Raw genomic sequence first — 23,856 nt, 5'->3', positions numbered from 1 at the left:
CCTTTTACTCTGGTGATACAGTTAAGTTAATGTCTTTCAGTGATTTCACAATGTCTGGGTCTTTAGGCAACGGATAAGATTGCACCTGTGCCACTGCGCGTTTGGTTGCTGCACATAAACGGCTATCGCCATCTAAGATACTTAAGCTACCCAATATTGCGTTAGAGCCCGTTGGAATCAGCTTAAGGTTCACTCGACATGAGCGTCCTCTATAGCTGTCTTCTAACAACAGGTTCTGCTGAATCAGTTGGGTATAAATAGCGCCGTAACGCTGTGCTTCATCACTAATAAACTGTTGTCTTGCTGAAGAGTTTTGAGTCGATTCAGTCTCCAGTCCAGCAAAGATGTCGTTCAATGCTGCTTCTTGCTGTTTACGCTCTTTTTCAGCTTTTGCTGCAGCTTCTTTTGCTTTACGCGCTTTTTCCGCTGCGGCTGCCGCTTCTTTCTCTTTCGCTATACGTTGCTTTTCAGCACGTTCAGCGGCTTCTTTTTCTTTACGAGCTTTATCTGCAGCTTCTTTCGCGGCCTTTTCTTTTGCCACGCGTTCTTGTTCAGCTTTAGCTATCGCCACTTCTTTGGCTTTGCGCTCTTTTTCCGCTTTCACAACCGCTGCTTCTTTCAATTTACGATCAGCTTCTGCTTTAGCGGCTTTCTTTTGTTCTTGCTTTAAACGAGCCTCTTCAACTTTACGTTGTTTTTCATTCTCAACTCGACGCTTTTCCGCTTCGCGAGCGGCTTTCGCTTCTTTAGCCTGCTTTTCTTTCAGCTTTCGAATGTTCTCTTCTTCAGCTTTACGATTTTTTTCAAGTCGTTCGCTTTCACGTCTTAGTTTGTCTAGACGCTCTTGCTCTTTCTTACTCGCTGCTTCTCTTTGTTGGCGAATCTGTTGAGCTTGTTGGCGAACCAACTGCGGATCAATCACCACGGCTTGAACCATCTGCCCAGTAGGCTTTGGTTCCGACATTGTGAAATCCGCCCCCCAAATAAGCGCAACGAATAAGATGACGTGCAGCCCAAGAGAGATAAGAAGCGGTGATCTAAAATTATTGGATTTCTTATTATTCGCTTTCATGAATGCTACGGAGCTATTCCCTTATATCCGTTAATAGGCCAACCTTTGGCACACCTGCACGGCTTAATTCATCAAGTAATAAAACCACTTCAGCGTAAGGCGTTGCGGCATCACCACCAACCGCCACTGGAGAGTTTGGCTTAAGAGACAGCTCGGCTTTCACTCGAACGATAATGTCTTCCATTGATAAACCACGCTGTACTTCTTCGTTGTTCACACTCAAACCAAGCTCACCGTCTTTGTTCACTTCAACGATAATAAAGCTCGCATTGTCGTCACCCAATAGATCTTGTGCAGACTGAGCCGTTGAAGCCTTAGGCAATTCAACGTCTACGCCTTGAGTAACGAATGGCGAAGTCACCATAAAAATAATCAGCAAAACAAGCATAACGTCGATGTAAGGTACAACGTTAATCTCTGCTGTCATTTTGCGTTTTTTAGGTTGGTATCCGGCCATCTATTATTCCCTGCCAGCCATCGCTTGACGGTGAAGAATACTGTGGAACTCTTCAGAGAAAGTCGCATAGTTGTGCTCTAGCTTACCGACTCGACTGCTAAAGCGGTTGTAAGCCATTACAGCTGGAATCGCCGCGAATAGGCCCATTGCTGTCGCGATCAGCGCCTCTGCAATACCAGGAGCAACCATTGCTAATGTCGCTTGCTTCACTTCACCTAATGCGATGAATGAGTGCATGATGCCCCAAACCGTACCAAATAGGCCGATGTATGGACTGATAGAACCAACGGTTGCTAAGAAAGGTAAGTTGGTTTCTAGCTCGTCTACTTCACGGGCAACCGCTACGCGCATTGCACGGCCAGTGCCTTCCATAATGAAGTCAGGAGATGTTGCATTCGATTTACGAAGGCGAGCAAACTCAGTAAAGCCTGCGTAGAAAATTTCTTCAGTACCAGAAAGCTCGTCTTTGCGCTTATTGCTCTCTTGGTACAGTTTTGCGAGATCAACGCCTGACCAGAACTTATCTTCAAATACGTCAGTTTGTTTAGAAGCTTGAGATAATACTTTACTTCTTTTTATGATCATTGCCCAAGAAACAACAGACATGCCCATAAGAATCAGCATGACCATCTTAACTAGTAAGCTAGCTTCTAAAATTAGGCCTAAGATTGAGATTTCAGCAGTCACTATTCGTTAGCTCCGTGAGAATAAATGTTGGCATTGCTTTGGGTTTCATTTTTTGATTATCGATACATGCTACCTTAACCATTGCTTTACACAATGCCTTGCCATCAGGATTTACGATCTCTTGACAGAAGACCAAGGTAGCTCGCTTCAACTCGTAAATATTTGTAATGACTTGTAAAGAATCATCAAGTCGCGCACCTTGAATAAAATCAATGTCCATATGTCGGACTACAAAACCGATATTTTGTTCTAACAAGACTTGCTGAGAGACGCCAATTGAGCGCAACATCTCAGTTCGAGCGCGTTCGAAAAACTTAAGATAGTTTGAATGGTATACAACACCACCTGCATCGGTGTCTTCGTAATACACTGTCACTGGCCACGTAAATGGCTTAGATATTCCCTGCAATTTGATACCACAATCCAAAACGATAAAGATCTCACTATAACCTAACTCCTTATCATTAATAGTATATCGCTGTGAATTTTTTGATTTAATAGACGAAAAAAAAGGCCATCTGTATAAGATGACCTCTTTTTGACTAAAAACCCAACAAGTATAAAGGTTCACGTCGTTATGAACCTAAATCTTCTGCCTTTTATAAAAGGCGCAACACCGTTAGGTAGAGCAAAATTGTGAGTGAAACGTATGGGCTAAACAGTAGCTGCCACATCCAAGCTCTAGGCTTAAACCCGATACCGTAAACCATGCTTGAGCACACTGCCCAAATAAACATTGGCCCGATGATCGCGTTAAAGCCACCGATGCTTGTCGCATACGCTTCAGGATCCCACATCACTAAACCAACATGCATGAAACCCAATACGAGGGATAAAGCTCTTAACAGAGTCTTATCCATTGGTTGATGCAGTTTAGCGATTTGCTCCGCGAGATTACTCACTGTCTTTATCCATCATTTCTGAATGCTCTAACCATAGAGCATTGATGATGCCGAATGCACATGCTAGAAGTACACCCAAAATCCATGCGAAATACCACATAAAATTTCTCCTAAGTTATTTAACTTCTAGCTTAGTAAGCTGAAACGTCGTTATCTTCGATATGTTTCTTATCTAGACGACCGAACATTTTGTAGTATGTCCAAGTTGTGTAGCCAAGAATCACAGGAACCATTACCGCCGCAACTCCGGTCATAAGACCAAGCGTTAACTCACTCGCTGTTGAATCCCACATAGTCAAACTATGGCTAGGGTTCAGGCTTGATGGCATTACGAATGGGAACATTGCAAAACCAGCCGTTAAAATAACACCAGCGTTAGATAGGCTTGAGAACAAGAATGCGAAACCACCACGCTCAAAGCGAGATGCAATCACAGCAAGCAGTGGCATTGCGACACCAAGGATCGGCGCAGCCCACATTGCTGGATACGTTTCGAAGTTTGTCATCCAAGCACCAACTTGAAGTGATACTTCTTTGTTTAGTGGGTTTGAATCAGCAAACGTGTCCATCGTGCTTGTGATTACATAGCCTTCAATAGACTGAACCCAGAAGCCACCGATAACGAACAGAGCAATAGCAATTAGGCCAGTGATCTGAGCAACGTTACGAGCGCGGCTGTGCAGTTCTTCTGTTGTCTTCATTTGAAGCCATGTTGCACCTTGCATCACGAACAACATCAGAGCCAACACACCACAAAGCAATGCAAATGGGTTAAGCAGAGCAAAGAACGTACCATGGTACTTAGACATCATAAATTCGTTCAGATCAAATGGTACACCTTGTAGTAGGTTACCAAATGCCACACCGAAAATGATTGGTGGTACTGTGCCACTAAAGCAAAGTGCGTAGTCCCAAGTTTTACGCCATTTTGGATCTTCAATCTTAGAGCGGTAATCAAGAGCAAGTGGACGTAGCCAAAGCGCTGCTAACGTCGCGTACATTGCGAAGTAGAAACCAGAGAAAGACGTCGCGTAAACCAGTGGCCATGCAGCAAACAATGCACCACCAGCAGTGATAAGCCAAACTTGGTTGCCATCCCAGTGAGGGGCAATCGTGTTTAGCATAATACGACGTTCAGTGTCGCTCTTACCGATAACAGGAGAAAGGGCTGCAACACCCATATCGAAGCCATCAGTTACGGCGAAACCAACCAGTAGAACACCGATCAATACCCACCAAATAAGTCGTAAGCTTTCGTAATCAAACATAATATTCCCTCACTTATACTTCGACTGAACGGCTAACTTTGTCTTCAACAGAGTTATCGTTTTGTTCGAAGTGGTAACGGCCTGTCTTTAAGCTACTTGGACCTTTACGTGCGAATTTCAGCATTAGGTAAACTTCAGCAATCAAGAACACTGTGTACAGTGCAAGAATCGCAAATAGAGAAGTCCAAAGCTGTTCAATAGTCAGTGCTGATGCTGCCACGTTAACCGGTAGGATTTCACCAACCGCCCATGGCTGACGACCAAACTCAGCAACGAACCAACCTGCTTCAATCGCAATCCAAGGTAGCGGGATTGAGAATAGCGCCGCTTTAAGTACCCATGGTTTCTGTTCGATCTTCTGACGACACGTTTGAACAAACGCCGCACCGAATACAAACAGCATGATGAAGCCACAAGCAACCATCAGACGGAATGACCAGAATAGAGGCCAAACTGTTGGGATAGAATCATCCGCAGCCATTTGGATTTGATCTTCTGTTGCATCAACAACGTCATCTGTGTAGCGCTTAAGAAGCAGACCGTAACCTAGGTCACCTTTCACTTCGTCGAACGCTGCGATGTTTTCTTCAGACTTGTCGCCTGAACGTAGCTTTTCAAGCAGCTCGTATGCGTACATACCAGTGCGGATACGATCAACGTGATCATCACGTAGGTCACGTAGGCCCGTTACTTCAGTATCAAGCGAACGCGTTGCAATGATGCCCATTACGTATGGGATTTTAATTGCGTAGTCAGTATTCATTGTTTCTTGGTTTGGAATACCAAAAACAGTAAATGCGGCTGGTGCTTCTTCAGTATGCCACTCTGCTTCTACCGCAGCGAGCTTCACTTTTTGAACTTCACCAAGCTCGTAGCCAGATTCATCACCTAGTACGATTACTGACAGGATCGCCGCCATACCGAAAGATGCTGCAATCGCAAAAGAGCGACGAGCAAAGGCAAGGTCACGACCTTTAAGAATGTAGTATGAGCTGATACCAAGGATGAACATTGCACCCGTTGTGTAACCAGACGCCACTGTGTGTACGAATTTAACTTGCGCTACTGGATTTAGTACAACTTCAGCGAAGCTCACCATTTCCATACGCATGGTTTCAAAGTTAAATTCCGCACCCACTGGGTTTTGCATCCAGCCGTTCGCTACCAAGATCCAAAGCGCTGAGAAGTTAGAGCCAAGTGCTACTAACCACGTTACCGCTAAGTGCTGACGCTTCGACAATCTGTCCCAACCGAAGAAGAAAAGACCAACAAAAGTAGACTCTAGGAAGAATGCAACAAGCGCTTCAATAGCTAGCGGAGCACCGAAGATGTCTCCAACGTAGTGAGAATAGTAAGACCAGTTTGTACCAAACTGAAACTCCATGGTTAAGCCTGTCGCTACACCAAGAGCAAAGTTAATACCAAACAATTTACCCCAGAACTTGGTCATGTCCTTGTAAATTTGTTTGCCCGTCATTACATATACTGACTCCATAATGGCAAGAAGAAATGCCATACCTAAGGTCAGTGGAACAAATAGGAAGTGATACATCGCTGTAAATGCAAACTGCAATCGCGACAGATCAACAACATCAATCATGGTAACTCCTTTGTGTCGGCTGAATGACACTTGTGTGATTATTCACCGCAAAAATCCATGTTAAAACAATTTATGTAATTGTTATTACAAATTGAAATTTGTAGCAAAAACGTACCGTTATAGTTAGATTATTGTTAAGCATGAGCTAATATAGCTGGCGCTAATATTACTGGTAAAATCAGTATGTTTCAAAAGGTTTATAGGAGAAGTCTGCGTTGATTTGTATCAATTTTATTCAAGCAAATTAGAGTTATTTTTAAACAATCATGATTAAAATCACACCAATTTTAGCCTTGTTAATAACCGCGCATGATATCTGTGACAAAAGCTCAGCACCACCTCAACATACCAATTACAACTACCTATAAAGTATTAACAAAAGATATGACAGTTTATTTCATTTTTTGTTAGCCAAATCAAACTTGGAATCAAAGTTTCCATTTTTGAATTTCGATAATTCGCCTTTTTATCGATTTGCTCAAAGAGTTGTTATTCAATAAAAAGCAAAAAATCCCAGCGCTTATGCAACTGGGATCTTTAGAAATGAATACTTTAACGATTAGAAGGCTTATCTATTCCGAAATGTAAATACGCTCTGTCGGTCGCGATTCGACCTCTTGGTGTTCTTTGTAGATAACCTTGTTGTATCAAGTAAGGCTCTAACACATCTTCAATGGTGTCTCTCTCTTCACCAATCGCGGCAGCCATGTTGTCGATACCAACCGGACCACCACCAAACTTCTCCATGATCGCAAGCAGAAGCTTTCTATCCATGTAGTCAAAGCCTTTGGCGTCAACGTCCAGCATGTTAAGCGCTTTATCTGCAACGTCTGGGCAAATATGTCCATCGCCTTTCACTTCCGCATAGTCACGAACACGACGTAGTAAACGGTTAGCAATACGTGGTGTACCACGCGCACGGCGAGCAATTTCTAATGCACCTTCAGACTCCAGAGATAGGCCAAGGCAATCCGCGCTGCGTTGAACGATATTTTGAAGATCTTCTACTTTGTAATACTCAAGACGCTGGGTAATGCCGAAACGGTCACGTAACGGAGACGTCAGTGAGCCAGCGCGAGTGGTTGCGCCAATCAAAGTGAACGGAGGAAGATCAATTTTGATAGAACGTGCCGCAGGGCCTTCACCAATCATGATATCCAATTGGTAATCTTCCATTGCGGGATACAACACCTCTTCAACCACTGGGCTCAGACGGTGGATCTCATCAATGAACAGCACATCATTTTCTTCAAGGTTAGTCAGTAGCGCCGCAAGGTCACCGGCTTTCTCTAGAACAGGGCCTGAAGTGGTACGGATGCTCACATCCATTTCATTGGCAACAATGTTTGCCAACGTGGTTTTACCTAAACCGGGAGGGCCAAAAATCAACAGATGATCCAGAGCTTCATTTCGCATTTGAGCGGCTTGAATGAAAATCTCCATCTGGTTACGAACGTGGTCCTGACCTTGATAGTCGGCTAGCGCCTTTGGACGTATTGCACGGTCGATAACATCTTCATCTTTAAAGACCGGATTATCCGGTGCAATCAGGCGATCGGCTTCAATCATAAATTCTGTTATTCCTAACTCTGCGCACAGGCAAAGTGAATGAGTCTATTTTGTAGAACAAGTATATGAGGTATTAAACCATCGACTTCAGTGCTTCGCGAATCAATTGTTCGCTGGTCATGCCATCTTTAGCCACTTGAGCAACAACTTTAGAGGCTTGAGTCGGTTTATAACCCAACGCAAGTAGTGCGCTTACCGCTTCTTCTTCAGCATCGTGAACCGCTGGCATCGAGTCCATTGGCGCAGCATCCGTTGCAGGCGTAAACAGATCACCTGCGCCCCACCCTTTCAGGCGGTCTTTCATTTCAACGACAAGACGCTCTGCGGTTTTCTTACCCACACCCGGCAGTTTAACCAGCGTAGAGATATCTTCACGTTCAACACTCTGAACAAACTGGCTAGCGGTCATGCCTGAAAGTATGCCAAGACCTAGCTTAGGACCTACACCATTTGCTTTGATGACTTCACGGAACAGAGCACGCTCTTTTACCGTATTGAAACCATAAAGTAGCTGCGCATCTTCACGTACGACAAAGTGAGTGTAGATAATTGCCTCTTCGCCAACGTTTGGTAATTCATAAAAACAGCTCATTGGCATTTGTACTTCATAACCAACACCACTGACTTCGATTAGCAACTCTGGTGGCTGTTTTTCTATTAATGTACCGCGTAGGCGTCCGATCACAATTCACTCTCTTGATGGAATATTATTTGAGGGACAGAATATAAAAGAACTGGATGCTTATCCAGTTCTTTGTGTTTATTAAGGTGATTTATTTAAGCTTGCTTAGCTTGGGAAACCACACTATTCAGGCTTTCAACCAGTTCTTTTACCGAAGCAACATGGCCTGTTAATTCAGAACCATAATTGGCCACTAAACCCGATACAGATTTAGTTTCTGCCACACTCTGCGCCACCTCTGAACTCGCGAGATCGAGTTCTTTCAGAGAGCTCATCTGCATGGCCATGATATTGGTGAGCTGATTAACATCTGTTGAGATGGTTTGCACCTCTGAGATGATGCCGTTCATCTCGCTCGCCGTGGTTTCGATGATTGCTCTGCCGTGTTCAACTTCTTCTTTGCTGCGGTCTAACAAAGTTCGAATCTCTATCGCAGAATGACTGCTTTTCGCCGATAGCTCTCTCACTTGATCGGCCACCACAGCAAAACCTCGTCCTTGTTCACCGGCTCGAGCGGCTTCTATTGCTGCGTTGAGTGCTAATAGGTTGGTTTGTTCGGCTACGGAAGTAATCAAATCGGCGACTTTCATGATCTCTTGATTACTTTGAATGATCTGGCTGATTGCACTGGTTGAGGCTTCTAGTGACTCAGAGCTCTTTTGCGCTTTGGTTCCAACCGCTTCACTGCGCTCTTTCAGTTCACCCACAAATGAATTGGATTCTTCGATACCTTGAGTCATTTGATGCAGCTGTTGGCTCATCTCTTCTGCTGCACTCGCCTGAGATTCACAATTGACATTCAACACTTCGACTTGAGCATGCAGGTCTTGCGACTGCTGATCTAAATGAACCGAAACACCTTGTAGACTCTCTGAATTCGAATTGGCTTGGTCGAGCACGATAGAGAGCCGACCTTCACTTTGCGTCGCTTGATTGGCAACGTGTTGGCTTTCTGAAATCGCATCCTCTGCCATTTCGATCGCCACTTCTTTCTGTTTCGCAGTAAATGCTTGGGCAATGCAGATCACCACCAGCGGCATAATCACACCAGACCAAGTTTCTAACACTACCGCATCAGGGGTTAGCTCAAGCTGGGGAAATGCAAATCCATTGAGATGTGCTGAGGTCATCACTAATGAAACACCGATAACCAGTCCACTCCACACCAAAGCCACAATTCGTGTTCCAGATAAGAAGAAAGCGACCACTAACAAAGGCACCCAATAAGCTTGAGTGGAAGCCACAACCCCACCACTTTGATAAATGATGTTCAACGCGTGTACCGCCATGCCGACAAAACCAAAGTTAAGTGCAAGGCTCGGCTTACTCGTCACACGAAGTAGCAGTGCAGAGATCAGTTCGAATACGATAAGAAATACAGATGTAGCGATCAGAAGTTGCTCTTCGTGCTTAGTCCACTTGATTAAGCTATAGACACCCACGAAGAATGCGATAAAAGTGAAGAGTAATAAGATATCGGCTTGTCTGACTTCGTTGTTACTCCACCCATTGCTTTTAGGGAGAAACAGCGCGCGCCACAGCTTGATTGGGTTCATCAGTGATCATCCTTGATTAACTTGTAAGACCTCCGACCAATGTTAATGACATGTTAAATGATACGCAATGTTATTATCTGGGTTCTGTTCGAAAGATCTCATTTCATCAAGGATTTAGGTGCGTATTGTTTTGATATGAGCCAAACGGGGCGTAAGGCTCATCGAAAGAAAACTTCTAGAAAGCGATGGGGGGATTAACGGTAGCGTCCTTTTCTCGCACCTGTCGCTTTACCTGCCAGTGCAACCAAGGTTTTATTGGTGTTAGCGTGAGTGATCGCTACGCCGAGAGCATCGGCAGCATCAGCCTGTGGTTTGGCAGGTAGCTTGAGCATGCTCATCACCATGTTCTGAACCATCGACTTATCAGCACCACCATTACCTGTCACAGCTTGTTTGATCAAACGAGCCGCATATTCATGTACAGGCAAATCCGCATTCACTGCTGCCACAATCGCGCTACCACGAGCTTGTCCAAGCTTAAGTGCTGAGTCGGCATTCTTCGCCATGAACACTTGTTCGATCGCGAATACGTCAGGCTGAAACTGAGTAATGATCTCACTCACGCCCGCATAGATTTGTTTGAGTCGCCCTGGCAGTTCTTTTTCAGAGGTACGAATACAACCGCTACCTAAGTAATATAGATGGCGACCATTTTGACGAATCACGCCATAGCCGGTAATGCGAGAGCCAGGGTCAATCCCTAAGATAATAGACATAACTTCAAATACTGATTATTTATACATGCTTTATGAGCTTAGTATATCGAACGCAAAAAAAAATGCCCGTCAAATTAACGGGCATTTCGTTGTTCTGCGAAAGAAAAAGTTCTATCAAAAACTAAGTTTTGTTGAAAGCTTAAGTGCTATCTAAGACTTAAGCTCTATCGAAAACTCACTGCTTGATTAGAAAGTTGAGCTTAATCGTTTGATTAGTCTTCTTTCTTCGCTAAGTTAACAGCGATTGCTAGCTCTTCCAGTGATGCTGGGTTTGCTAGGCTCGGCGCGTCTGTTAACAGACATGCTGCAGCTGTTGTTTTCGGGAATGCGATAACGTCACGGATGTTCTCTGTACCACAAAGAAGCATTGCTAAACGGTCAAGACCGAATGCTAGACCTGCGTGTGGTGGCGTACCGTATTTAAGTGCTTCAAGTAGGAAACCGAACTTCTCTTGTTGCTCTTTAGCTTCGATACCTAAGATACCGAATACAGCCGTTTGCATTTCTGCGCTATGGATACGTACTGAACCGCCGCCTACTTCGTAGCCGTTGATGACCATGTCGTATGCATCAGAGTTAGCTGCAGCTGGGTTTGCTTTTAGCTCTTCCGCGCTCACACCAAGTGGCGATGTGAATGGGTGGTGCATTGCGTGAAGGTTGCCTTCGCCATCTTCTTCGAACATTGGGAAATCAATAACCCAAAGAGGAGCCCACGCTTTCTTGTCTGTTAGCTCTAAGTCATCACCTAGCTTGATACGAAGTGCGCCCATTGCTTCAGCAACGATGTTCGCTTTATCTGCACCAAATAGGATGATATCGCCAGATTCAGCTTGAGTGCGCTCAAGAAGACTGTTGATTACGTCTTCGTTTAGGAACTTAGCAACTGGAGATTGGATACCTTCCATGCCAGCAGCACGGTCGTTAACCTTCATCCAAGCTAGACCTTTCGCGCCGTAGATACCTACGTGCTCTGCGTAACCGTCGATTTGCTTACGAGTTAACTTAGCGCCACCTGGTACACGGATAACCGCTACGCGACCTTTTTCGTCGTTTGCAGGACCAGAGAATACTTTAAACTCAACATCTTTCAGTAAATCAGCAACGTCCACTAGTTCTAGTGGGTTACGTAGATCTGGCTTATCAGAACCGAAACGACGAATCGCTTCAGAGAATGGCATTACTGGGAATTGACCCAGTTCAACATCTAGAAGCTCTTTCCACATATCGTGAACTAGCTTTTCAGTAATGTTACGTACTTCTTGAGAAGACAGAAATGATGTTTCGATATCGATCTGAGTAAATTCAGGCTGACGGTCAGCACGTAAATCTTCATCACGGAAACATTTAACGATTTGGTAGTAACGGTCAAAACCAGACATCATCAGCAGTTGCTTGAACAGTTGAGGAGACTGAGGAAGTGCGTAGAAGCTACCTTTGTGAACACGGCTTGGTACTAGGTAATCACGAGCGCCTTCAGGTGTCGCTTTCGTTAGTACTGGTGTTTCGATGTCTAGGAATAGGTTCTCGTCTAGGAAACGACGAACGAAGCTAGAAGCACGTGCACGAAGCTTAATACGATCGCTCATTTCTGGACGACGAAGATCGATGTAACGGTACTTTAGACGCTGTTCTTCAGAGTTCGTTTGGTTGAAATCTAGTGGAAGCGCTTCTGAACGGTTGATTATCTCAAGGCCAGTTGCGTAAAGCTCAACTTCACCCGTCGCCATATCTTTATTTACTTGGCTGTCAGGACGAACACGTACTTCACCAGTAAATTTAATACAGAATTCATTACGCAGTTGGTTAGCGATCGGAAAGATATCTTTCATATCTGGATCGACAACAACCTGAACGACGCCTTCACGATCTCGCATATCGATAAAGATAAGACCGCCTAAATCACGGCGACGGTTTACCCAGCCGCACAATTCTACAGTTTGTCCCGCCAGGGACTTGTTCAGGTTACCACAGTAATGGGTACGCATAATGAATTTCCCAATCTCTTAATTATTTACTAGTTTCCAAGCTGTCAGTGGTCATTCCACACAACAGAGCAAAGGAACATTTATACGCGGAAACTCGTTTAAAATCGACCTTCCACATTCGAATTTATTGTGTTTTATCTGGCTTTGCTGCTTTTTAGCCCATCAAGTGCGCAAAGATTCATCAAAACCGAAAAAATTGCGCTAATTATATCTCGAAAGTACCTTAATCAGCAAAACTCTCGTAAAGTAGATTTTAGGGCGCGTTGACCTTTCGTGGTTAAATTTTGTTCGAGATAAAAGCGTTTTAATCGCGGCGAGGGAAAAGTAGCCTAGTCATTCTAAGCAAATCTCCCTCAACAAAGAGTAAAACGCTTTTAGCCGAACCCTTCGGGCAGCGTTTGCTGGGTATTTCTACTACGTTATCGGCTTCTCATGTAGGCTAGCTACACATCAAAGCCTCTGCCTTGTATAAATACCCAGCAACTCGCTGCAAAAACCAGCTCGAAAGATCAACACGCCCTAATTTCAAACCAAAAACTTTTTGTAATGACTGATAGCGTGATGAATAACGGTGTAATAGATGGATGATCGTGTAATAACAGAAACTTTACCTCTAAGACTTGGATTAACCATGTGGTCTCATTCCGAGTGGCAAAGTCAGTTCTATGGTAAGGGAACAAAACCTGCTGAACGCTTAGAGAAGTACACACAAGTTTTTCATACGGTTGAAGGCAACACGACCTTCTACGCCACACCGAGTATGTCGACCGTTAACAACTGGAAAGCCGCCAGTCACGATGATTTTAAGTTCACCTTCAAGCTGCCAAAGTTCATCACCCACCAGCAACAACTTAGGCACTGCCAAGCCGAGCTCAAAGAGTTTTTAATGACCATGTCGCCACTGCACGAGCGTATTGGCCAATGGACGATTCAGCTACCACACAGTTTTGAACCTAGTATGCTCCCTGCCCTGCAAAAGTTTTGTACCTTGTTCCCCAAAAATATGCAGCTCGGCGTAGAGGTTCGTCACCTTGGTTTTTTTGATAAGGGCGATGCGGAAAAGCGCTTCAATCATTGGTTAATAGAAGAAGGGATCAATCGCATTATTATGGATAGCCGTCCCGTTTTCTCCGCACCACCAACCACAGAAGCGGTGATCGATGCTCATCAGAAAAAACCACGCGTTCCCGTGCATGCGATTGCGACCGCCAATAATCCTATGATTCGATTTATTGGCCACCCAGATCAAGAACCTAATATTGAATTTTTTAAGCCTTGGTTTGCCAAAATTCCAAACTGGCTTAATGAAGGCAAACAACCCTATTTAATGATCCACACCCCAGACAATAATCACGCACCTGAACTCGCTATTGCTATTTATAAGCAGCTACAAAAGCAAGTATCTGAAAATACGTCACTTATCTTGCCTGATCTCGCTCAATTTCCAGCACAGAAAGGCAATCACCAAATCTCGATGTTTTAACCCCTCACCTATCAGTAACTTCGAACCTTGAGCTAAATCTCAGTTTTCGTGACAGCCGCGCTTTTTTTACGTAAAATACGTCCCCTTTTATTTGGTATGAATTTTGTGCCAATTACGCTGACTGTCGAGAGAAAATGCCATGAGCAACACAGACAATATCTTTTCCGCTCCTATTGATAAAATTGGTGATTTCACCTTTGATGCAAGGGTTGCTGAAGTATTTCCGGATATGATTCAACGCTCGGTGCCTGGTTATAGCAACATTATCTCCGCAATCGGCATGCTGGCTGAGCGCTTTGTAAAGCCACATTCAAATATTTACGACCTTGGCTGCTCTCTTGGCGCGGCGACACTTTCGATGCGTCGCCATATTCAGCAAGAAGGCTGCACCATTTTCGCTGTTGATAATTCACAAGCGATGGTTGAACGCTGTAAGTTGCACGTTAATGCTTACCGCAGTGACACGCCAGTAGAAGTCATTGAAGCCGACATCCGTGAAGTAGAAATTAGAGACGCCTCTGTTGTTGTTCTTAACTTTACGCTGCAATTTCTGTCTCCAGACGACCGATACGCTCTGCTTGAGAGAATTTATGCAGGCTTGCGCCCGGGCGGGATCTTAATTCTGTCAGAAAAATACGTATTCGAAGATGAAAGTTCAAATGAACTGCTTATCGATCTGCACCATGATTTCAAACGTGCCAATGGATACAGCGAGCTTGAAGTAAGCCAAAAACGTAGTGCAATCGAAAACGTGATGCGTCCAGACTCGATCCCTGTCCACAAGGAACGCTTTGATAAGATTGGCTTCTCAAGCAGCGAAGTGTGGTTCCAATGCTTCAACTTTGGTTCAATGTTCGCGATTAAATAGCGTACATACCCAGTCAGCTCGTACTAAAACGTCATCCTCAAGAGCGAGGAACGAGCGAGTTGGGGAGCGCTATCAAGTACGATAAACCGAGATTCCCTATCATGTTCGTCCCTCACTGTAGGGAATAACAAATTTAATTTTTATTTTAGGGTTTATTGACCCTATTAACTCAGTGAAAAACTATGTTTAATTTTGCCAATTTTTATCAACTCATTGCCCAAGACACTCGCCTACAGCCGTGGCTCAATGTTCTTCCTCAACAGCTGACGGATTGGCAAAATGCAGAGCACGGTGACTTCGACCGTTGGTTACGTGCACTGAATAAAATCCCTCAAGGAGTGCCTGACCAAGTTGATCTGAAAAACTCAGTAACCATTGGTAGCTCGACACCATTTCACACAGGTGAACTTAAGAAGTTAGAAAGCTTACTAAAGACCTTCCACCCGTGGAGGAAGGGTCCTTACACCGTTCACGATATCCATATCGATACGGAGTGGCGCAGTGACTGGAAATGGGACCGTGTCCTTCCTCATATTTCTCCATTGAAAAACCGCTCTGTGCTTGATGTAGGTTGTGGCAATGGTTACCACATGTGGCGCATGCTAGGTGAAGGCGCACGCCTAACAGTGGGTATCGACCCTTCTCACCTATTCTTGGTTCAGTTTGAAGCTATTCGTAAGTTAATGGGCGATGACCAACGTGCTCACCTATTACCTTTAGGTATTGAGCAACTGCCAAAACTAGAAGCCTACGACACTGTATTTAGCATGGGTGTGTTGTATCACCGTCGTTCACCACTGGATCACTTGATTCAGCTGAAAGACCAATTGGCATCTGGCGGTGAGCTGGTTCTTGAAACCTTGGTGATTGAAGGTGACGAGAATGCGGTATTGGTCCCTGTTGACCGTTACGCGCAAATGAGAAATGTGTACTTCTTCCCTTCTGCTCGCGCGCTGAAACGCTGGCTTGAACAGGTTGGCTTTGAAGACGTACGTATCGTTGACGAAAATATCACGACGATTGGCGAACAACGCACAACAGAATGGATGACACACAACTCTCTTCCAGATTACCTCGATCCGAACGATCCAACTAAAACGGTTGAAGGTCACCCGGCACCGAGACGTGCTGTTCTTGTCGCGACGAAACCGTAATTTCTATAGGACCAAGCCATTAACTCTGTGGTCACTAAGTCTTAGTTATTTATATGTGTAAGTTTTGATTAGCAAGAGCATGAATTGTATAAAACTTACGCTCATGCTTAACAAATGAACGAACTAAGATCACAATAATTTTCGTAGCGCTCACATAGCGATTCAATATGACCAGACTCTTACAATAGGATGCTTCACGCGTCCTTTTTTGTGGGATAAACTACTAAATAGTCTGAACTATTCTCTAATTCTCAAAGGTTTTTTATATGTTTAAGCGATTATCGCCTATCGTGGCGGTTGGTTTGCTCTCTGGTTGTACTCTCACGAACGGTGCTACCTACCACCAAGAAACTCTCGACGCTATTGCCCGCTCAGAGACAAACATCGCAAATAAGGTTCAAAATCTTGAACTACAACTAAGTAATCAAAGTGATTATATTGAAAGCTTAGAAGACGAAATCACCACTCTTTCTAGTCAATTAGATGTTCATCTGACCAGCATGGAACATAAGGTTATTGAAGAGCTAGAGGAAGAAGAACCCGTCGTCGTAGCAGCTACTCCTATCACTACTACGTTACAACCGACCATCCTTGGCGGAATCGAGAAAGTGTCTATCGACTCGATCAAACAAAGCTTTGATGCGCGCGTTGATACTGGCGCAACCACTTCTTCTTTAAATGCTGTCGATATCAAAGAATTCGAACGTAACGGTAAAGACTGGGTGAGATTCCATTTGGCTGATAAAGCACAAGCTGTAGAAGACCAGAAATGGATTGAAGCACCCGTTGTGCGGTATGTAAAAATCCGTCAGTCAACCAATGACCAGACAGAACGTCGAGCTGTGATCGAATTATGGGTAAAAGTTGGAAAAATCCATGAAAAAGCGCAATTTACATTGGCGGATCGCTCTCAAATGAGTCACCCTGTATTACTAGGGCGCGAATTTATCAAAGACATAGCGCTAGTAGATGTAAGTAAAAAGTACGTACAAACGGAAGTTAAATAACAATAGTAGGGTAAGCTATGACGTCAAGAATTCCATTTTATATCTCTATATTCCTGCTTATCGTGGCAGGTATAACACTGAGTATGTTCAGACATACCACCTACGGTGTACCTTGGACTCCAGGGGAAACCAGACAGGTTTGGGACGTTGAAGCTCGTATTGAGTTCAACGCAGTAGGCAAAGAAGCAAAAGTTTCATTAGCAGCTCCTCACACTCAGTCTAATTACACACTTATTGGTGAGTCAGCTTCGTCACCAGGTTACGGCATCTCTTACTTGAACACCGAGTCAGGTCGTCGTGCTGAATGGTCTATTCGCCACGCTGATGGCCCGCAAACTATCTACTACAAAACTCAATTCCTTGTCGATAACCAAGCGAAAGTTGATGCTATCCCACCAGAAGGTGAAATCACGCAACCAAGCTTTGATGGCCCAGAAGAAGCGGCAGCGTTGGCACTGATTGACCGAGCAACTAAGCGCTCAGCAGACAACATCACCTTCACTCGTGAACTTATCAAAACACTTAATGATCCAGACAGCCAAAACTCTGCGCTGATTCTGAATAACATGAGCAAAGTTGAAGCAACACACAAGCTACTTTCAGCAGCAAATATCCACAATAAAGTAGTTGGCGTTATCGAGCTAGAAGATGGCCGTCGTCGTCAATCTATCCAGCAAATGAACCAGATCTGGGATAACGACCAATGGGTTTTATTCTCTCCTGAATCAAGCGAACAGCAAGTGCAGCCAAACCTGCTAATTTGGGATGAATCAAATGTATCTCTATTAGACGTGGTTGGCGGTCAGAACAGTAAAGTTCACTTCTCTATGATTGCTCAGGAGGTGACTCCCACTGAAGCAACCAACAGTAAAGTCTCTGCGGATCAACTGTTAAACCTTTCCATTCACAGTCTACCGTTAGAAGAGCAAGCGATGTTTAAAACCATCATGCTGATTCCTATCGGTGCTCTGATTGTTGTGTTTCTACGAGTCATCATCGGTCTGAAGACGTCTGGTACGTTCATGCCTGTACTGATTGCGGTAGCCTTTGTACAAACACAATTGGTAACGGGTATTGTCGGCTTCTTACTGATTGTAGGTACAGGTCTTATTATTCGAAGTTACTTATCCAAGCTCAACTTGCTACTGGTCGCCAGGATATCCGCCGTAATCATTACGGTAATCATGATTATCTCTGTGTTTACTGTAGTGGCGTTTAAAGTCGGTCTGACTGAAGGTCTATCGATTACGTTCTTCCCAATGATTATCCTATCTTGGACTATCGAACGTATGTCTATCCTATGGGAAGAAGAAGGGGCGAAAGAGGTAGTACTACAAGGTGGTGGCTCTCTATTTACCGCTGTTCTTGTTTACTTAGGTATGACTAACCCGTTCATCCAGCATTTAACGTTTAACTTTATTGGTTTACAGCTTGTTATTCTAGCGACCATCTTGCTACTAGGTAACTACACAGGCTACCGTCTAACCGAGCTTCGTCGCTTTAAACCGCTAGCGGAGGACTAAGTTATGTTTGATCAATTTACTTCACCGTTTAAGTTGAAAGACAAAGGCATAATGGGAATGAACAAGCGTAACCATAGCTATATTGGTCGCTACAATGATCGTTCCAAGTATCCACTCGTTGATGACAAGCTTAAGACTAAGATTATTGCTGAACAAGCTGGTGCAACCGTACCAACACTGATTGGCGTTATTGGTCACCAAGCTGAAGTAAAAACAATCCACAAGATGGTTAAAGAGTGGCCGGGGTTTGTAATCAAGCCCGCTCAAGGTAGTGGTGGTAAAGGTATCCTTGTTGTTATTTCTCACAAGGATGGTGTTTATACCAAGCCATCAGGTTCGACTATCAATGAAGAAGACGTAGAGCGTCACATCAGTAACGCTCTCGCGGGTCTTTTCTCACTGGGTGGTAAGAACGACGTAGCCGTGGTTGAAAACCTCATCAAGTTTGACGAGTGTTTTGATGGCTTCAGTTATGAAGGTGTGCCCGATGTACGAATTATCGTATTCAAAGGCTACCCTGTGATGGCGATGATGCGTCTTTCTACTTCAGCTTCTGACGGCAAGGCAAACTTGCACCAAGGCGCTGTGGGTGTGGGCATCTGTATTGCTACAGGCAAAGCCGTTCGTGCGGTTCAATTTGACCACCCTGTGACTCACCACCCGGACACGGACAAAGAGTTGGCACAACTTCAAGTACCGCATTGGGAAAAACTGCTTACGCTAGCATCAAGCGCGTGGGAAATGACAGGCCTTGGTTACATGGGCACTGACATGGTTTTAGACCAAGAAGAAGGGCCAATGGTACTAGAGCTAAACGCTCGTCCAGGATTAGCAATACAGATTGCAAACGGCGCGGGTTTATTGCCTCGCTTACATCATATTGAAAACCTAGGCACGCCAGCTGAATATCCAAAACCTGCCGAGCGCGTGGCATACGCCGCAAAGCAATTTGGTGTTCACGGTAACGAACTCGCTTCAAACTAAGCGACTAACTCGGTCATTTGACACCGAGTCTAGCTCAAGAAATAAAGCCGCATAACTCTGAGAGTTACGCGGCTTTTTAATGCCTATCGTTAATTAGCTTAACGCTCGGAACTAAACTTCTGTTGTTTCTGCTTCAGACTCACGAATTGGGTCAATGCGGACTGCCGCCACCTTAAACTCTGGGATCTTAGCGTGCGGATCGGTTGCAGTCGTAGTTAAGCGGTTAACTGGAGATTCGACAAAATGGAATGGAATAAATACCACCCCCTTTTGCATTCGCTTAGTGACAAATGCCGCGATTTCAATTTCTCCACGACGGGTTGATACTTTGAGCATCTGGCCATTCGAGATCCCTAACGCTTCGGCATCATGAACACTCACCATCGCACGTGGTCCTGCCAAGTTATCAAGCCCTTTGGTTTTACGTGTCATGGTCCCGGTGTGGAACTGTTCTAGGATGCGACCTGTCGTTAATACTAGCGGGTATTCCGCATCAGGAAGTTCTGCTGCGTATCTAAACGGAATCGCTTCCATTTGACCACGCCCGCGAGTGAATTGAGTCTGGTGCATGATCCGTGTACCGTCAGGGTTATTCTTATTACTTGGCCATTGGACGCCGTTCACCGTAATATTCTCCCAACGTAAACCACCATACTGCGGCGTTACACGTGCTATCTCATTGGTGATATCAGCAACGGTTTTATAGTCCCAACCGCCGTCCATTGCATTGGCTAGCATTTGAATAATCACCCAATCTTCTTTCGCGTCACCGGGCGGATTAACAGCAGGATTAATACGTTGGACTCGGCGCTCTGTATTAGTGAAGTGGCCAGACTTTTCAGCAAACGAACAAGACGGCAGAACCACATCGGCATACTGAGCGGTTTCGGTTAAGAAAATATCTTGAACCACTAGGAAATCTAACGCTTCAAGGCCTTCAATCACATGCGCTTGATTTGGGTCACTCAACACTGGGTTCTCACCCATGATATACAGACCGCGAACATCTCGATGGCACGCTCCATCAATAATTTCGGTGAGCGTTAACCCCGCTTCCGCTGGTAAGTCAGAAACACCCCACTCCATCGCGAATTTTTGACGAACTATCGGGTTATACACTTTCTGATAACCAGGAAGGTTGTTCGGCAATGCACCCATATCACACGCACCCTGAACATTGGATTGACCACGTAATGGGTTTATACCACCGCCTTCAATACCAATGTTGCCACACAAGAGTTGTAGATTAGCGATTGAACGTACGTTGTCGTGACCAGTAGTGTGTTGCGTAATACCCATCGAATAATACACTGCGGTGCGTTCTGCAGTACCAATCAAGCGAGCCATCGCGAAGATATCTTCCGCTTTCACGCCAGTCACTAATTCAACTTTATCAAGTGAGTAGCTTGGTGACATGACTTCCTGCAATAAGGTATCAAAGCCGTCAACACGATCATCAATATAATCTTGATCGTACCAACCGTGTTTGATGATCTGCTGCATCACACCATTAATCAGCATCACATCAGTGCCCGGGCGGTGCGCTAAGTAAAGCTCAGCATGGTCAGCAATATCGATTCGTTTTGGATCAGCAACGATCAATCGTGCTCCACCATGCCTCACCGCTTGCTTGATGTGCGAGCCAATAATTGGGTGTGCTGAAGTAGTGTCTGAACCGATAATAAAGATCACATCTGAATGCTTGATACTTGGAATATCATTGGTCATCGCCCCACTACCCAGCGAAGCCTCTAAACCGGTAACAGTAGAAGCATGACAAAGACGTGCACAGTGATCGACGTTATTAGTGCCTAATTCACGGCGTATGAATTTTTGGAAAGCGTAGTTGTCTTCATTGGTGGTTTTCGCCGATGAGAAGCCCGCCAAAGCATTGCTACCAAAGCCCTGTTTAATCGCGGTAAATTTATCAGCTATGAGCTTAATCGCTTCTTCCCAACTTGCAGGTTGCAACCAGCCATCTTTACGAATTAATGGTGTGGTTAAACGCGCATCACTGCCCACAAAATCGAAGCCAAATCGCCCCTTAACACACAACATTCCTTCATTAACCGGAGAGTCACCGCCTTCGATATAACGGATTTTGTTTTTCTGCTCATCGATATGCATGGTTAGCTTACAGCCCACACCACAATAGGTGCAGATGGTATCGACTTTCTTGAGTAGATCTGTGTCTCCCTGCTTTCTATCACGAGCATCCACCATTGCACCGGTTGGACACGCCTGAATACAAGATCCACATTGAACGCAGTTTGAGTCACCCATTAAGGTCTTGTCTGCCCCAAAATTAGGACGACATTCAGGTGTTGATGCAGGCTTGCCATCAGATTGATTCATGAAGCTTAAAACGCCATGAACATTCTGTTCGCGACACGCTTGGATACACTGGCCGCAACTGATACAGCGGTTGGCATCAAAGATAATAAATTCTGAACTGTCATCAACTGCAAATTTTTGTCTTGTTAAACCGACCTTCGCTTCTTCTGCGCGTATCGCCTGCCAGCTCTCATTCGAAGCCACATCGATTTTGTACTCTGGATGTGTTTGCGTTGCTTTGTATTCGGTCGAGTAGTCTCGTAGGTCGCAATCGGTATTGGCTTGGCAGCCACATTCTAGGCATCTTGCTGCTTCCGCAATTGCATCAGCATTATCAAATCCTGTTTCTACTTCGTCGAAGCTTTGTTCACGCTGCTCGGGTGTTAGCTCTGGCATGATCTTACGCGCCATACGCTGTATGGCTTTGTATTGCTCAGGATCCACCGCTTTGAGCTGCTTGTGCTTTCTTGAATTAAACGGTTTAGCCGGAATGTTATCCATGTCGCCATGAAAGAACCGATCAATCGCCTGTGCAGCAATGCGCCCATCCCCCACCGCTTCCACTGCGGTTGCAGGGCCGCGTCGGAAATCACCGATACTAAAGATATTGCCGGTACCTGTATGCATGGTTTGCGGATCGGCATCAGCGGTATTCCAACGAGTAAGAGGAATATCAATCGCTTCATTGTCCATAAAGCTCAGATCCGGCTTTTGCGACACGGCAGCAATAACCGTATCAAACGCTTCAACAAAGAATTCGCCTGTTGGTTTAGGGCTACGACGACCAGAGGCATCTGCTGGTCCCAAAGCCATACGCTCAAATCGTATTTCTGATACATGACCATTTTCATCGGCTATGTTTTCTGCCGGGTTGGTTAAGAAGTGGAATTTCACGCCTTCATGCTCAGCTTCTTCGATTTCGTAATCTTCTGCAGGCATCTCATCTCGAGTCCGACGGTAGATCAGCGTGGTATCAGCGCCATCTCGCACTGCCGTTCTCGCACAGTCAATCGCAGTGTTACCGCCACCGATCACCGCTACTTTTTTACCGGTAATGAACTGCTGATCGGTCACGTAATCTTTCAGGTAATCGACGCCTAGATAAAAACCGCCAAGCTCGCTGCCCGGATAATTCATTTCAACTGCTTGCGATGCACCAACCGCTAAACAAACCGCATCAAAATCGTTACTCAAATCAGACAATGTAAAATCAACACCGAGCTTTTTATCACACTCTACCGACATCCCGTTACGACACATCAGTTCGATTTCTTTGTCTAGAATCGACTTAGGTAAACGATATTCAGGGATACCATAACGTAGCCAACCTCCCGCTTTGGGCATCGACTCATAAACACTGACATCATAGCCTTCGTTAGATAGATAATAACCCGCCGTAAGCCCACCGGGGCCACTACCAACAATCGCAACACTCTTGCCTTTAATTGGTTTCTTAGTTGGCATGTAGCTCTCTTGAGCGGCTAAATCCGCGTCGGCAGCGTGTCGTTTGAGTTGGCGAATCGCGATGGATTCATCGACCAAGTTGCGACGACATTCCGTTTCACAGAAAGCAGGACATACTCGACCAATTGAAAGTGGCATTGGTAGTGTCTTTTTGATCACCTCAATCGCTTTAATGTGATCATTTTGAGCAATATGATGGAGGTAAGACTGGATATCAACGCCAGCAGGACAAGCCGTTTGGCATGGCGCCTCACAGTCAGCGTAGTGATCTGTCATGATACGATTTAGTGCTTCTTGTCGATGATCGGTCAGTTGCTTTGACTGAGTCGTAATCTCCAATCCATTAGACACTTCTAGTTCACAAGAACGTGTCATACCAACACCATCTACCTCAACAACACACAAATCACACGGTACTTTATCCGCTGTTTTGTTCAAACCACATAAAGACGGGATCTCTAAACCACATATTTTTGCCGCCTCAAGAACAGTTTGCCCTTGCTCGACGATTCGATATTTCCCATCAATAACGATTTGAATCATAC

Annotated in this window: 20 protein-coding genes; 6 read left to right on the top strand and 14 right to left on the bottom strand. The window is 44.9% G+C overall.

Features of this window, described 5'->3' with window-relative positions:
• Nucleotides 1–4 precede the first annotated feature (4 nt).
• From tolA to aspS, 13 genes are all read right to left on the bottom strand, one after another.
• Nucleotides 5–1,072, bottom strand: coding sequence for a cell envelope integrity protein TolA (gene tolA / locus L3V35_RS14615; protein WP_017089570.1), 1,068 nt, complete (start codon nucleotides 1,070–1,072; stop codon nucleotides 5–7).
• 13 nt (nucleotides 1,073–1,085) lie between these two features.
• Nucleotides 1,086–1,529 (bottom strand): protein TolR, encoded by a 444-nt coding sequence (gene tolR, locus L3V35_RS14610; protein ID WP_004736481.1) that lies wholly within the window; start codon nucleotides 1,527–1,529, stop codon nucleotides 1,086–1,088.
• A gap of 3 nt (nucleotides 1,530–1,532) precedes the next feature.
• Nucleotides 1,533–2,216, bottom strand: coding sequence for a protein TolQ (tolQ, locus tag L3V35_RS14605; RefSeq protein ID WP_004736480.1), 684 nt, complete (start codon nucleotides 2,214–2,216; stop codon nucleotides 1,533–1,535).
• Nucleotides 2,206–2,643 carry a tol-pal system-associated acyl-CoA thioesterase gene (ybgC, locus tag L3V35_RS14600; RefSeq protein WP_017078182.1) on the bottom strand — a complete coding sequence of 146 codons (438 nt, stop codon included), beginning with the start codon at nucleotides 2,641–2,643 and terminating at the stop codon, nucleotides 2,206–2,208. Before ybgC ends, tolQ begins: the two co-directional genes overlap by 11 nt.
• Before the next feature lie 172 nt (nucleotides 2,644–2,815).
• The gene (gene ybgE / locus L3V35_RS14595) at nucleotides 2,816–3,118 is read right to left on the bottom strand and encodes a cyd operon protein YbgE (RefSeq protein ID WP_017055065.1); all 303 of its coding nucleotides are present in this window, start codon (nucleotides 3,116–3,118) and stop codon (nucleotides 2,816–2,818) included.
• Nucleotides 3,111–3,218, bottom strand: coding sequence for a cytochrome bd-I oxidase subunit CydX (cydX, locus tag L3V35_RS14590; RefSeq protein WP_000270284.1), 108 nt, complete (start codon nucleotides 3,216–3,218; stop codon nucleotides 3,111–3,113). The genes ybgE and cydX overlap by 8 nt, the downstream gene beginning before the upstream one ends.
• Before the next feature lie 31 nt (nucleotides 3,219–3,249).
• Nucleotides 3,250–4,386 (bottom strand): cytochrome d ubiquinol oxidase subunit II, encoded by a 1,137-nt coding sequence (gene cydB, locus L3V35_RS14585; RefSeq protein WP_054547301.1) that lies wholly within the window; start codon nucleotides 4,384–4,386, stop codon nucleotides 3,250–3,252.
• 13 nt (nucleotides 4,387–4,399) lie between these two features.
• A complete protein-coding gene (cydA, locus tag L3V35_RS14580; protein ID WP_004736475.1) occupies nucleotides 4,400–5,986 on the bottom strand; it encodes a cytochrome ubiquinol oxidase subunit I in 1,587 nt (528 codons plus the stop codon).
• A gap of 552 nt (nucleotides 5,987–6,538) precedes the next feature.
• Nucleotides 6,539–7,555: a Holliday junction branch migration DNA helicase RuvB gene (gene ruvB, locus L3V35_RS14575; RefSeq protein ID WP_017083931.1), complete on the bottom strand. Its 1,017-nt coding sequence runs from the start codon at nucleotides 7,553–7,555 to the stop codon at nucleotides 6,539–6,541.
• 73 nt (nucleotides 7,556–7,628) lie between these two features.
• A complete protein-coding gene (gene ruvA / locus L3V35_RS14570) occupies nucleotides 7,629–8,240 on the bottom strand; it encodes a Holliday junction branch migration protein RuvA (protein ID WP_017111036.1) in 612 nt (203 codons plus the stop codon).
• 92 nt (nucleotides 8,241–8,332) lie between these two features.
• On the bottom strand, nucleotides 8,333–9,793 hold the full coding sequence (locus tag L3V35_RS14565) for a methyl-accepting chemotaxis protein (protein ID WP_237300150.1): 1,461 nt from the start codon (nucleotides 9,791–9,793) through the stop codon (nucleotides 8,333–8,335).
• A gap of 194 nt (nucleotides 9,794–9,987) precedes the next feature.
• A complete protein-coding gene (ruvC, locus tag L3V35_RS14560; protein ID WP_004736470.1) occupies nucleotides 9,988–10,509 on the bottom strand; it encodes a crossover junction endodeoxyribonuclease RuvC in 522 nt (173 codons plus the stop codon).
• A gap of 212 nt (nucleotides 10,510–10,721) precedes the next feature.
• Nucleotides 10,722–12,494: an aspartate--tRNA ligase gene (aspS, locus tag L3V35_RS14555; RefSeq protein WP_237300149.1), complete on the bottom strand. Its 1,773-nt coding sequence runs from the start codon at nucleotides 12,492–12,494 to the stop codon at nucleotides 10,722–10,724.
• A gap of 580 nt (nucleotides 12,495–13,074) precedes the next feature.
• Between aspS and L3V35_RS14550 the strand changes: the two genes are divergently transcribed.
• From L3V35_RS14550 to L3V35_RS14525, 6 genes are all read left to right on the top strand, one after another.
• Nucleotides 13,075–13,977 (top strand): DUF72 domain-containing protein, encoded by a 903-nt coding sequence (locus L3V35_RS14550; RefSeq protein WP_171327768.1) that lies wholly within the window; start codon nucleotides 13,075–13,077, stop codon nucleotides 13,975–13,977.
• 139 nt (nucleotides 13,978–14,116) lie between these two features.
• Nucleotides 14,117–14,845, top strand: a complete 729-nt coding sequence (cmoA, locus tag L3V35_RS14545; protein WP_171327770.1) for a carboxy-S-adenosyl-L-methionine synthase CmoA — start codon at nucleotides 14,117–14,119, stop codon at nucleotides 14,843–14,845.
• Nucleotides 14,846–15,027: 182 nt separating this feature from the next.
• Nucleotides 15,028–15,999: a tRNA 5-methoxyuridine(34)/uridine 5-oxyacetic acid(34) synthase CmoB gene (gene cmoB, locus L3V35_RS14540; RefSeq protein ID WP_054547297.1), complete on the top strand. Its 972-nt coding sequence runs from the start codon at nucleotides 15,028–15,030 to the stop codon at nucleotides 15,997–15,999.
• A 266-nt stretch (nucleotides 16,000–16,265) separates the two neighbouring features.
• The gene (locus L3V35_RS14535) at nucleotides 16,266–17,006 is read left to right on the top strand and encodes an ATP-dependent zinc protease (protein WP_054547296.1); all 741 of its coding nucleotides are present in this window, start codon (nucleotides 16,266–16,268) and stop codon (nucleotides 17,004–17,006) included.
• Nucleotides 17,007–17,023: 17 nt separating this feature from the next.
• Nucleotides 17,024–18,529 (top strand): inactive transglutaminase family protein, encoded by a 1,506-nt coding sequence (locus L3V35_RS14530; RefSeq protein ID WP_054547295.1) that lies wholly within the window; start codon nucleotides 17,024–17,026, stop codon nucleotides 18,527–18,529.
• Between the two features lie 3 nt (nucleotides 18,530–18,532).
• Complete coding sequence (locus L3V35_RS14525) at nucleotides 18,533–19,513, top strand: alpha-L-glutamate ligase-like protein (protein WP_004736463.1); 981 nt, start codon at nucleotides 18,533–18,535, stop codon at nucleotides 19,511–19,513.
• A gap of 111 nt (nucleotides 19,514–19,624) precedes the next feature.
• Here the strand turns inward: L3V35_RS14525 and fdhF are convergent, their stop codons facing one another.
• On the bottom strand, nucleotides 19,625–23,854 hold the full coding sequence (fdhF, locus tag L3V35_RS14520; protein ID WP_237300148.1) for a formate dehydrogenase subunit alpha: 4,230 nt from the start codon (nucleotides 23,852–23,854) through the stop codon (nucleotides 19,625–19,627).
• Nucleotides 23,855–23,856: the final 2 nt, after the last annotated feature.

It is taken from the genome of Vibrio sp. L5-1 (assembly GCF_021728315.1).
Lineage (GTDB): Bacteria > Pseudomonadota > Gammaproteobacteria > Enterobacterales > Vibrionaceae > Vibrio > Vibrio splendidus_K.
This window is presented reverse-complemented; position numbering and strand designations above follow the sequence as displayed.

Bases quoted from the DNA above. Each gene is read 5' to 3' on its own strand.
- L3V35_RS14565 (WP_237300150.1), bottom strand. From the start codon at position 9,793: ATGAACCCAATCAAGCTGTGGCGCGCGCTGTTTCTCCCTAAAAGCAAT.
- cydA (WP_004736475.1), bottom strand. From the start codon at position 5,986: ATGATTGATGTTGTTGATCTGTCGCGATTGCAGTTTGCATTTACAGCG.
- cmoA (WP_171327770.1), top strand. From the start codon at position 14,117: ATGAGCAACACAGACAATATCTTTTCCGCTCCTATTGATAAAATTGGT.
- fdhF (WP_237300148.1), bottom strand. From the start codon at position 23,854: ATGATTCAAATCGTTATTGATGGGAAATATCGAATCGTCGAGCAAGGG.
- aspS (WP_237300149.1), bottom strand. From the start codon at position 12,494: ATGCGTACCCATTACTGTGGTAACCTGAACAAGTCCCTGGCGGGACAA.
- ruvB (WP_017083931.1), bottom strand. From the start codon at position 7,555: ATGATTGAAGCCGATCGCCTGATTGCACCGGATAATCCGGTCTTTAAA.
- tolR (WP_004736481.1), bottom strand. From the start codon at position 1,529: ATGGCCGGATACCAACCTAAAAAACGCAAAATGACAGCAGAGATTAAC.
- ruvC (WP_004736470.1), bottom strand. From the start codon at position 10,509: ATGTCTATTATCTTAGGGATTGACCCTGGCTCTCGCATTACCGGCTAT.
- cydX (WP_000270284.1), bottom strand. From the start codon at position 3,218: ATGTGGTATTTCGCATGGATTTTGGGTGTACTTCTAGCATGTGCATTC.
- cydB (WP_054547301.1), bottom strand. From the start codon at position 4,386: ATGTTTGATTACGAAAGCTTACGACTTATTTGGTGGGTATTGATCGGT.
- L3V35_RS14530 (WP_054547295.1), top strand. From the start codon at position 17,024: ATGACGTCAAGAATTCCATTTTATATCTCTATATTCCTGCTTATCGTG.
- L3V35_RS14525 (WP_004736463.1), top strand. From the start codon at position 18,533: ATGTTTGATCAATTTACTTCACCGTTTAAGTTGAAAGACAAAGGCATA.
- cmoB (WP_054547297.1), top strand. From the start codon at position 15,028: ATGTTTAATTTTGCCAATTTTTATCAACTCATTGCCCAAGACACTCGC.
- tolA (WP_017089570.1), bottom strand. From the start codon at position 1,072: ATGAAAGCGAATAATAAGAAATCCAATAATTTTAGATCACCGCTTCTT.
- L3V35_RS14550 (WP_171327768.1), top strand. From the start codon at position 13,075: ATGGATGATCGTGTAATAACAGAAACTTTACCTCTAAGACTTGGATTA.
- L3V35_RS14535 (WP_054547296.1), top strand. From the start codon at position 16,266: ATGTTTAAGCGATTATCGCCTATCGTGGCGGTTGGTTTGCTCTCTGGT.